The organism is Bacillus sp. NS1 (assembly GCF_058248265.1).
Map to the genome: position 1 here is coordinate 1 of NZ_JBZAZF010000026.1, position 566 is coordinate 566.

Annotated in this window: 1 protein-coding gene; it reads right to left on the reverse strand. The window is 54.8% G+C overall.

Annotated features, from left to right (window positions below; translation table 11 throughout):
• Window positions 1-566 (reverse strand): condensation domain-containing protein (locus tag AC4CV5_RS20760; protein ID WP_490923806.1); only part of this gene is annotated, 566 nt, incomplete at both ends.

Here is a 566-nt window from a genome sequence, read left to right on the forward strand (position 1 = left end):
TGCAAATGCTGCACAAACGGCTTCCCGCCCTCCGGGCGTGTCCGAAGCGCCAGCGTGTTCACAAACATGCCGAGTATCGGCTCAAGATCCTTGTGCGGCCGGCCGGCAATTGGCGATCCGACGATGATATCTTCCTGTCCGCTTAAGCGTGACAAGAACGCTGTGTAAGCCGCTAGGAGCACCATGTACAGTGTGCTTCCGTTTTCCCGTGCCAGTTTATGAAGGCCTGATGCGGCCTCTTGATCAAGCGTAAATGAGACCTTGTCACCCGCGAAGCTCCGCACCGGCGGGCGGGTATGATCAGCCGGGAGATCCAGGACCGGCAGCTCGCCCTCCAGTTGCTTCAGCCAGTACGCCTCCTGCGTCTGGTACGCGTCTCCTTTTTTAAATCCTTCTTGCCATACGGCATAGTCTTTATATTGAATGTGAAGCGCCGGAAGGGTCCGGTTGTTGTAAAGCTCCCCGAATTCCCGAATCAGAATGTTGACTGAAACACCGTCTGACATAATGTGATGCATATCAACCAGCAACAGGTGCCGCTCATCTGATACCTTTACGATTTGGGC